Below are 9,385 nucleotides of genomic sequence, written 5' to 3'. Positions count from 1 at the left end.
TGCCCCCGCCGCTCTCCCTCCCGCCCTCCCTCCCGCTGCCGGTGCCGCGGCGGGGGCGTTGCCTGAGCGCAGGCCGGTCAGGCGCGTGCTGGCCGTTGCCGGCGGGGTCCTGGCCGGCTGCGCCGTGCTGACGTTGTCCGCGGCCTTCGTGCTGGGCGGCGAGACCGGGCAGGCGGACGCGGGCCGGGGCCTCGCCACCGGGACGGCCTGGGTGCCGGTGGCCGCCGATGCAGGCACCGCCCGTCCGATCGCCCTGGACGGCGCGGCACTCGAGGAGCTGCGGCGCAGTGGCTGGACCTGCCCGCTGCTGCCCGGGCTCGGCTACCGCCTGCGGAGCGCGGAACAGACGGTCGTGGACGGGCAGCCAGCCGTCAGGCTCGAGCTCAGCGACGGCGGCCACCGGGTGGTGGTCACCGAGCAACGGCGCGGAGACGGCAGCGCCGACGGAACGGCCCGGGTGGCGGACCCCGCGCCGCCGGTGAATGCGACCACTGGCCATCCGGTGACCATGGACGGATTCCGGGAAGTGGCCGGGCTGAACCGCGCCGTGTGGGTGCGCGGCGGCGAGGACTGGACCGTGGTGCTCCATTCCGACGAGGTGACGTACACGTTGTGGTCCGACCTTCCGCTGGCCGAGATGCCGGAGACGGTCAGCCACGTGGTGCTGTCGGAGAACTCCCGCCTGAAGCTGCCGATGCCATCCCCGGCCGACGATCCGCTCAGCCGGATCGTCCGCGGACTGGGCATGATGGTCAAACCGCCGGCCGCCGGCTGATGCACCCCCGGCGATGCCCGGACGGCCCGGGCCGGATGAGGGGCCGCCGCGGGGCTCCGGCAGCAGCGGCCGAGTGGCTGACCGGCCCGGCGAACGGGTAACCTTCAATCGTGTTTGGAATCAACGGCTCAGAACTGATCATCCTGGCAATTCTTGCCGTGGTGATCCTCGGACCTGAGCGGTTGCCCGAATACGCCGCGCAGCTGGCCAGGTTCGTCAAACAGCTGAAGACCATGGCCGCCGGCGCCAAGGAACAGCTGCGCGAAGAAGTCGGCGACGACATCGTCGACATGGACTGGCGAAAGCTTGATCCGCGGCAATACGACCCTCGGCGGATCATCAAAGAAGCCTTGTTGGACGACGACGAGGCGCCGCGTCCTGCGCCGGCGGCGCCGGCTGTCGCGGCAGCAGCCGCAACCGCGGCCGCGGCCGGAACGGCCGTGTCAACCGGTTCGCGGGCGCCGGCGCGTGCGGCGGCCAAGTCCCGCACCCAGCTGGCCCCGGGTGAGGCAGCGCCGTTCGACACCGAGGCGACCTGACGCCGGGAGCGCATTTCCCACCGCCGCGCCCTGGCGCGGCGCGGTTCCCGCCGCGGGCCCTAACGGGGGGTGACGCCCAGCGTGCGGCCGGCCAGGCCGCGCGGACGCGCCGCCAATTCCGCCGCAATCCGCCGCAGTTCGGCCGCGGCGCTGTCGGCGCCGGAGGCGCCGGAGGCATCCGCCCCGTCCAGGACGATCGGGCGGCCGGCGTCGCCGCCGGCGCGCAGCCGTGGCTCCAGCGGGATGCTTCCCAGCAGCGGTACCGGCTTCGCCAGCACGGCGGAGAGCCGCTCGGCGACGGCAGTTCCGCCGCCGGAGCCGAAGACTTCCATCCTGGATCCGTCCGGCAGCGCCAGCCAGGACATGTTCTCGATGACTCCCGCCACCTGCTGCCCGGTCTGCGCGGCGATGGCGCCGGCGCGTTCCGCCACCTCGGCCGCGGCGGCCTGCGGGGTGGTCACCACCAGGATCTGCGAGGACGGGAGCAGCTGCGCCACCGAGATCGCCACGTCCCCGGTGCCCGGAGGCAGGTCCAAAAACAGCGCATCCAGGTCGCCGAAATAGACATCGGTGAGGAACTGCTCCAGGGCCCGGTGCAGCATGGGCCCGCGCCAGGCCACCGGCTGGTTGCCTGAGACGAACATGCCGATCGAGATGACCTTCACGCCGAAGGCCACCGGCGGCAGGATCATCTCGTCCACCCGGGTGGGGGCCTGCGTGATGCCCAGCAGCCCGGGAACCGAGAAACCGTAGACATCGGCGTCGATGATGCCCACGCGCAAACCCTGGGCGGCCATGGCGCACGCGAGGTTGACGGTGACGCTCGACTTGCCCACCCCGCCCTTGCCGCTCGCCACGGCATAGATGCGGGTGAGCGAGGACGGATCGGCGAACGGATTGCCGCGGCCGGCGCCGCGCAGCTGCTCCTTGAGCGCGTCGCGCTGCTGCGGCGTCATCACGTCCAGCTCCACCGCCACCCCGGAGACGCCCGGCACGTCGGCGAGGGCGTGCTCGACATCGGCGGTGATGGTGCCGCGCAGCGGGCAGCCCGAGATGGTGAGCAGCACGCCGACGGTGACCCGTCCGGCGTCGTCAATCCGGACGTCCTTGAGCATGCCCAGCTCCGCGAGGGGCCGGCGAAGCTCGGGGTCGATCACGGTTCCCAGCGCGCGCCGTACGGCGGCGGGGTTCGGGTGTTGCGATGGGTGTGGATCAGTCATGCATCAGTTCTCCTGGCCGCCGTGTTGGGCGGGCGGCAGCTTGGGCAGCGAGGTGGTGGCATCGGAGGGCCGGCGCCGGCCGCGGCGGCGTTCGTCCGCGGACTCGTCGTCCAGCAGTTCTTCCAGCACCGAGCGCAGCTCGCTCCGGACGAAGTCACGCGTGGCCACTTCGCGGATGGCGATCCGCAGCGCGGCCAGTTCGCGGGTCAGGTACTCGGTGTCCGCCAGATTTCGTTCGGCCCGCTGGCGGTCCTGCTGCAGCGAGACCTTGTCCCGGTCGTCCTGGCGGTTCTGCGCCAACAGCAGCAACGGAGCGGCGTAGGAGGCCTGCAGCGAGAGCATCAGGGTCAACGCGGTGAAGCCCAGCGCGGCGCTGTCGAAGCGCAGGTGTTCGGGTCCGAACGTGTTCCAGGCCAGCCAGAGCAGACAGAAAACCGACATCCACATCAGGAACTGCGGGGTGCCCATGAAGCGGGCGAAGGACTCCGTGGCCTTGCCGAAATAGTCGGGGTTCGGCCGCAACCGGACCAGCAGGCGCGTGCGGGTCTCGCGCGGGGTGTCCAGTCCCGCGACCTTGATTTTCCGATCTGCCTTTTCAGCCAAAGCGTCCACCTCCGCTTACGGGGGAGTCGTCCTGCGCCCGCCAGTCGTCGGGCAGCAGATGGTCCAGCACGTCGTCAACGGTCACGGCGCCGACAAGCCGGCCGGCGCTGTTGACCACTGCCAGGGCATTCAGGTTGTAGGTGGCCAGGGTGCGGGCCACGTCGCTGACATCGGCCTGGTCCAGCACCGGCTCCAGGTCTGTATCCACGATGTTGCCCAGCGCCTCCGGCGGCGGGTAGCGCAGCAGCTGCTGGATGTGGACAACGCCCAGGTATTTCCCGGTGGGGGTCTCCAGCGGCGGCCGGCAGACGAAGATGGCCGACGCCAGGGCCGGCGTGAGCTCTTCGCGGCGCACATGCGCCAGGGCCTCGGCGACCGTGGCTTCCGGGGGCAGGATCACCGGCACCGGGGTCATCATGGACCCGGCGGTGTTTTCCTCGTACTCCAGCAGGCGGCGGACGTCCTTCGCTTCGTCCGGCTCCATCAGCTGCAGCAGTTCTTCCTTCTGCTCCTCGGGCAGCTCGGCCAGCAGGTCGGCGGCGTCGTCGGGATCCATTTCCTCCAGCACGACGGCGGCGCGTTCGGCATCCAGGGACGTGAGGATCTGCACCTGGTCGTCGTCCGGCAGCTCCTGGAGCACATCCGCCAGACGGTCGTCCTGCAGCTCGCTCGCGACTTCCAGCCGGCGCTTCTGCGTCATCTCGTGCAGCGCCTCGGCGAAGTCGGCGGGCTTGAGGTCCTCGTGGCTGGCCACGAAGGTAGTGGCCGCCTGCGGTTCGTGCCGGGCACCCTGGTAGGCCTCGTGCCAGTCCACGATCAGTGTTTCGTTGCGGCGCAGGCTGCGCAGCGGCGAGGTCGAATGGCCGCGCCGGACGAAGAGCTGGGACACATACCAGTCGCCGTCGCGGGACTGCTCCATGCCGATGTCCAGGATGGTGGCATCGCCGCTGCCGTCGGCGAGCGTGACGCGGCGGTCGAACATCTCGGCGACCACCAGGGTCTCGGCGCCGCGCTGCTCGAACCGGCGCAGGTTGACCAGCCCGGTGCAGATGACCTGCCCGGCGGTGATCGAGGTGATCCGGGTCATCGGGACGAACACGCGTTTCTTGCCGGGAACCTCGACCACCAGGCCGACCACCAGGGGCGGTTTGGCGGGGCCGTAATCGAGGACGACGACGTCGCGCAGCCGGCCCAGGCGGTCTCCGAGCGGGTCGAAGACGTCCAGGCCGAGCAGCCGGGCTACGAAGACGCGGTTGGTTTTTGTGCTCACCCCTTTAGGCTACGTGGTGGCCCCCGGAATCCGGGATTCAGCGGGCCGGCCGTGCCCCGGGCCGGGCCGCCGCACGGGCGGAAGCGGAGGGAGCGCGAGGGGTCCCGCGTTCACCTGAAGCGATACCCAAACCACCGGTTGCGTATATCAGCGACAATGGGGGTATGTCGATGCTTGGCCGTACAGATTCCCGAGACCTCAGCCGTACGCTTCCGCAGGGCGAGCTGATCGGTAACTACCGCTCGTATCTGGATGCCCAGAAGGTGGTGGACTACCTCGCGGACGAGGAATTTCCCGTCCAGCACGTGACCATCGTCGGCAACGACCTGAAGATGGTCGAGCGGGTCACCGGCAAGCTCAGCTATCCCCGGGTTGCCCTCTCCGGCGCGGCCACCGGCGCGTGGTTCGGCCTGTTCGTCGGCTTGCTGCTGATGCTCTTCGGCGGCGGCGAAACCTTCGTGCTGCTGATCTCGTCGATGGCCATGGGCGCGGCCTTCTGGATGCTGTTCGGCATCATTTCCTACGCGCTGCAGCGCGGCAAGCGGGACTTCACCTCCACCAACCAGGTGATCGCCACCAGCTATGACGTGGTGGTCTCCACCGAGGTGGCACACGAGGCCCGGCGGTTGGCAGCGCAGCTGCCGATGGCCGGAACCGCGGTTCCCGGCCGGCCGGCAAACCACGGGCAGGCGCCCGTCGGGCCGCAGCCTCCTGCCGGCTATGGCCAGCAGCCTCCTGCGGGCCAGCAGCCGCAGGCCCCGGAGCGGCCGGCCCAGTGGGGCGAGGACCCGTACCGCCAGGGCGGCAGCGTCCCGGGACAGCAGCCCCAGCCCGGCCCGGCGCGTCCCGACGCGGCCCAGCCCGGGGTGACGGGCCAGCCCGTGCGCGGACGCTTCCCGGACCTGCCCGACGGCCGCCCGCAGTACGGAATCCGCGTTACTCCCGAGCCCGCCCAGCCCCAGCAACCGGGCGAGCCCCAGGCCGGGGAGCCCCAGCCCGGCGCCGGCCCGCAGACGGGGGAGCCCCAGGCCGGCGCCGGCCCGCAGACCGGCGGCTCCGTGCCCGACGGCGGCACACCGGCCGGCGGGAGCCAGCCGGGCCACGAACCACGGGCCGGCGAGGGGAACCCGGGCTCCTTCAACGACGACGACCGCCCCGGCACCTAGCCCGCACGCCAGCAGTGCCCGCACCACGAACGGGCGCACCAGGCAAGGCCCGACCATGAACGGGCGCACCATAAACGGAAGGGATCCGCCGTCGCAGACGGCGGATCCCTTCCTGTGTGGCGTTGCTCCGGCGGCGGCCGCCGCGGGCGCTATTCCCCTGAGGTGCCGTAGATGCCGGCCATCCAGGACTCCACGTCCTCGGGCTTGCGCGGCAGGGCCGCCGACAGGTTCACGGGGCCGTCGGCGGTCATCAGGATGTCGTCCTCGATCCGCACCCCGATGCCGCGGTATTCGGCGGGGACGGCCAGGTCTTCGTCCTTGAAATAGAGGCCGGGCTCGATCGTGAACACCATGCCCGGGGTGAGCACGCCGTCCAGGTACAACTCGCGCTTCGCCTGCGCACAGTCATGGACGTCCAGGCCCAGGTGGTGGCTGGTGCCGTGCGGCATCCAGCGCCGGTGGTGCTGGCCCTCGGGGGAGAGCGCCTCGGCCAGGGGAACCGGCAACAGGCCCCACTCGTCCAGCCGCTCGGCGAGCACGGTCACGGCGGCAGTGTGGACGTCGCGGAACTTCACGCCCGGCTGGGCGGCGGCGAACCCGGCGTCGGCGGCATCGAGTACGGCCTGGTAAATCCTGCGCTGGACCTCGGTGAACGTGCCGTTAACCGGCAGGGTGCGGGTCACGTCCGCGGTGTACAGGGAGTCGGCCTCCACCCCCGCGTCCAGCAGCAGCAGGTCTCCGGCCTTCACCTGCCCGTTGTTGCGGATCCAGTGCAGGATGGTCGCGTTGTTGCCGCTGGCGGCGATGGTGTCGTAGCCCAGGTCGTTGCCTTCTTCGCGTGCCCGGGCAAAAAACGCGCCCTCCACCACGCGTTCGCCGCGCTCGTGCGTCAGCGCGCGAGGCAGCACCTTGACCACCTCATGGAAGCCGTTCACCGTGGCCTCCACGGCCTTCTTCATCTCCTGGACTTCCCACTCGTCCTTGAGCAGGCGCAGTTCGGACAGCGCTTCGGAGAGCTTGCCGTCGAGCCGGTCTGATTCCTCCAGGTCCACGCCGGTGTTGATCCGGGAGGTGTCCACGAGGGCGTCCACGTTCAGGTCGACCTCGCGCAGCAGCCGGATGCGCATGCCGCCCACGTGCACGACGCCGGCGTCCTTGGTGATGGCGACTTCGAGTTCGCCCAGGTCGGCGGTGGGCAGGCCCAGCCGGCGGCTCAGCTCCTCCAACGTCGGCCGGGGACCGATCCAAAACTCGCCGTACCGGGCGTTGGCGTAGAACTCGGCGGAATCCCGGCCGGACATGGGGCGGAAGTACAGCGTGGCCCGGTGGTGGCCGCCGTCGTCGCCCGCTCCCGCCTCGGTCGGTTCCATGACCAGCACGGCGTCCGGCTCATGGTCCAGGCCCAGGCCCGTGAGGTGGGCGAAGCCCGAATGCGGACGGAAGCGGTAGTCGGTGTCGTTGGAGCGGACCTTCAGCGGGCCGGCCGGAATGACCAGGCGCTCGCCGTGGAAATGCTCGGAAAGTGCCCGACGGCGGCGCGCGGCGTAGGGTGCGACGGCATCCTGCTCCGGTGCGGACGAGCCGGCCGGAGCCCAGTGGCTGCCCATGAACTCCTTGAAGGCATCCGATTCGGGGCGCTGGGAACGGTTGTTGACGCGGTCTTCCAGCGGCTGCTCCCCGGCAGGCTGCTGTGAGGCGTCCTCATTCTGGTAAGTACTCACCGCTCCATCGTCTCACCGGCCCAAGGCGCTGCCAACATCGACGCCCGGCAGGGGCTCCTGGCGTAAATTGGTTCTGTGAAGATCGACCTGCACGCGCATTCCACCGTTTCCGATGGCACCGAACCGCCCGCCGAGGTGGTGCGTGCCGCCGCAGCCGCCGGTCTTGACGTCGTGGCGCTGACCGACCATGACTCCACCGCCGGCTGGGAAGCGGCACGAACCGCCGCCGTCGAGGCAGGCCTGGGGTTTGTGCCCGGCATGGAGGTCACCTGCCGGACAGTGGAGGGCATCAGCGTGCATGTGCTCTCCTATCTGCACGATCCTGCCCACCCTGGCCTGCTGGCCGAAATCAAAAAGGCCCGCGACGCGCGGATGACCCGGGCCGAACGGATGGTGGAACTGCTCGCCGAGGACTTCCCCATCTCGTGGGCGGAGGTCACGGCCCGGGCCGGGCACGGGGCGACCATCGGCCGGCCGCACATCGCCGATGCCTTGGTGGCGGCGGGGATCGTGTCTGACCGCAGCGAGGCCTTCGCCCGCATCCTGACCGCCCACTCGCGCTACTACGTGTCGCACTACGCGCCCGACCCGGCCACCGCCGTCGCCCTGGTGCGCGAGGCGGGGGGAGTGCCGGTCTTTGCCCATCCTGTGGCCAGCAGCCGGGGCCGGGTGGTCGGCCATGCCGTCGTCCGCGAGATGCTCGACGCGGGGCTGGCCGGCGTGGAGATCGATCACCGGGACAACCCGGAAGAGGGCAGGGAACAGCTGCGCCGGCTGGCCGCCAAGCACGATCTGATCGTCACCGGTTCCAGCGATTACCACGGCGCGGGCAAGCCGAACCGGCTGGGCGAAAACACCACCGACCCGGCCATGCTGGACCGCATCCTCGCCGCCGGGACGGGCGCTGCGGCGCACCTTCCCGGCCGCATTGCCCGGTGATTGGTCACGCCTTTGTGAATGCCGCCTGACCCGGGTTCAGGTAACGGGCTGTGCGGCTGCCGCCTCGCCGGCGCCGACCGTGGCCTCGGTGGCCTCAACCACTGCCGCATGGCGGCCCAGCCGTTTGCGCATGACGTCGATGGCCTGCGGGTTCTGGTCCACGCAGACGAACCGCCGGTCCATGCCCGCGGCCACGGCGCCGAGGGTCCCGGAACCGGCAAAGAAGTCGAGCACCCAGTCGCCCGGCCGGCTGCTCGCGGCGACCATCCGGCGCAGCAGCCCCTCGGGCTTCTGGGTGGGGTAGCCCGTCTTCTCCCGGCCGGTGGGGGAGACGATGGTGTGCCACCAGACGTCAGTCGGGAGCTTGCCGCGTGCGGCCTTCTCCGCGGTCACCAGGCCCGGAGCCATGTACGGCTCGCGGTCCACTTCCGCGTTGTCGAAGTGGTACGCCTTCGGGTTCTTGACGTAGACCAGGATGTTGTCGTGCTTGGCAGGCCAGCGGTTGCGCGCACGGGCGCCGTAATCGTAGGCCCAGATGATCTCGTTCAGGAAGCTCTCGCGGCCGAAGAGCATGTCCAGCAGCACCTTGGCATAGTGCACCTCGCGGTAGTCGAGGTGCAGGTACAGCGTGCCGTCGTCGGCCAGCAGCCGCCACGCCTCGGAGAGACGGGGCTCCAGGAAGGACCAGTAGTCGTCGAACGCGTCGTCGTAGCTGGCGAGCGTGCCCTTGACCGTCTGGTACGACTTGCCCTTGAACCCGATGCGGTCGCCTTCACCATCGGCGCTGCGCACCATGGAGGTCTGCTGCCGGACCTGGGCCCGGCCGGTGTTGAACGGCGGGTCCAGGTAGATCATGGTGAAAGCGCCGTCGGGCAGCGTGGGCAGGAAATCGGCGTTGTCCGCCCGGACCACCAGCGAGCTGCCGTCGGGCGTCCACCGGATACCGGCCACTATTCCCCGCTGGCGCCGTCGGTGACCTGCTGGGCGGTCCCGTTGACGACCTCGCCGTTGCGGCGGCGGGTGCGTGAACGCTTCCGGCGCGGCTTGTCGGCCGAGGCGACGGCCGTGTTCTCGGCGGCCGCCTCCTCGGTGCCGCGGCGCTGCCGCGGGTTGCCCGAGTCGGACCGGCCCTGCGGGCCGCCCTGGCGTGCG

The 9,385-nt window shown here is 70.6% G+C and carries 8 protein-coding genes and 2 pseudogenes; 4 read left to right on the top strand and 6 right to left on the bottom strand.

Translation table 11 applies throughout. From position 1 onward, the window contains the following. Positions 1 to 775 (top strand): annotated as a pseudogene (locus AC5RUP_RS17110) (hypothetical protein); the annotation flags it as partial. A 110-nt stretch (positions 776 to 885) separates the two neighbouring features. Continuing rightward, positions 886 to 1,314: a twin-arginine translocase TatA/TatE family subunit gene (locus AC5RUP_RS17105; RefSeq protein WP_494158792.1), complete on the top strand. Its 429-nt coding sequence runs from the start codon at positions 886 to 888 to the stop codon at positions 1,312 to 1,314. A 59-nt stretch (positions 1,315 to 1,373) separates the two neighbouring features. Here the strand turns inward: AC5RUP_RS17105 and AC5RUP_RS17100 are convergent, their stop codons facing one another. Genes AC5RUP_RS17100 through AC5RUP_RS17090 form a run of 3 tightly spaced genes read right to left on the bottom strand, consistent with a single transcriptional unit; the run spans position 1,374 to position 4,407 of the window. Next, entirely contained in the window at positions 1,374 to 2,534 is a 1,161-nt protein-coding gene (locus AC5RUP_RS17100; RefSeq protein WP_494158791.1) for an Mrp/NBP35 family ATP-binding protein, read from the bottom strand. Between the two features lie 3 nt (positions 2,535 to 2,537). Beyond that, a complete protein-coding gene (locus tag AC5RUP_RS17095; RefSeq protein ID WP_494067326.1) occupies positions 2,538 to 3,137 on the bottom strand; it encodes a DUF1003 domain-containing protein in 600 nt (199 codons plus the stop codon). Next, entirely contained in the window at positions 3,130 to 4,407 is a 1,278-nt protein-coding gene (locus AC5RUP_RS17090) for a magnesium transporter MgtE N-terminal domain-containing protein (protein ID WP_494131933.1), read from the bottom strand. Before AC5RUP_RS17090 ends, AC5RUP_RS17095 begins: the two co-directional genes overlap by 8 nt. A gap of 164 nt (positions 4,408 to 4,571) precedes the next feature. Between AC5RUP_RS17090 and AC5RUP_RS17085 the strand changes: the two genes are divergently transcribed. Further along, entirely contained in the window at positions 4,572 to 5,573 is a 1,002-nt protein-coding gene (locus AC5RUP_RS17085) for a YflT domain-containing protein (protein WP_494158790.1), read from the top strand. A 149-nt stretch (positions 5,574 to 5,722) separates the two neighbouring features. On the opposite strand, the gene AC5RUP_RS17080 is transcribed toward AC5RUP_RS17085, so the two are convergent. Next, positions 5,723 to 7,294 (bottom strand): aminopeptidase P family protein, encoded by a 1,572-nt coding sequence (locus tag AC5RUP_RS17080; RefSeq protein WP_494093263.1) that lies wholly within the window; start codon positions 7,292 to 7,294, stop codon positions 5,723 to 5,725. Positions 7,295 to 7,369: 75 nt separating this feature from the next. Here AC5RUP_RS17080 and AC5RUP_RS17075 point away from each other — a divergent pair, with 75 nt between their 5' ends. Then, positions 7,370 to 8,233 (top strand): PHP domain-containing protein, encoded by an 864-nt coding sequence (locus AC5RUP_RS17075; protein ID WP_494067323.1) that lies wholly within the window; start codon positions 7,370 to 7,372, stop codon positions 8,231 to 8,233. A gap of 36 nt (positions 8,234 to 8,269) precedes the next feature. Here AC5RUP_RS17075 and AC5RUP_RS17070 read toward each other — a convergent pair whose 3' ends face one another. Beyond that, a complete protein-coding gene (locus AC5RUP_RS17070) occupies positions 8,270 to 9,184 on the bottom strand; it encodes a DNA-methyltransferase (RefSeq protein WP_494154783.1) in 915 nt (304 codons plus the stop codon). Continuing rightward, positions 9,184 to 9,385, bottom strand: a pseudogene (locus AC5RUP_RS17065) (DEAD/DEAH box helicase); the annotation flags it as partial. The gene AC5RUP_RS17070 and the pseudogene AC5RUP_RS17065, both read right to left, overlap by 1 nt.

The sequence above is a fragment of the Arthrobacter sp. Y3223151 genome, from assembly GCF_059091125.1.
Note: the sequence above shows the minus strand (reverse complement) of the source record. Positions and strands in the feature narration are given on the sequence as shown.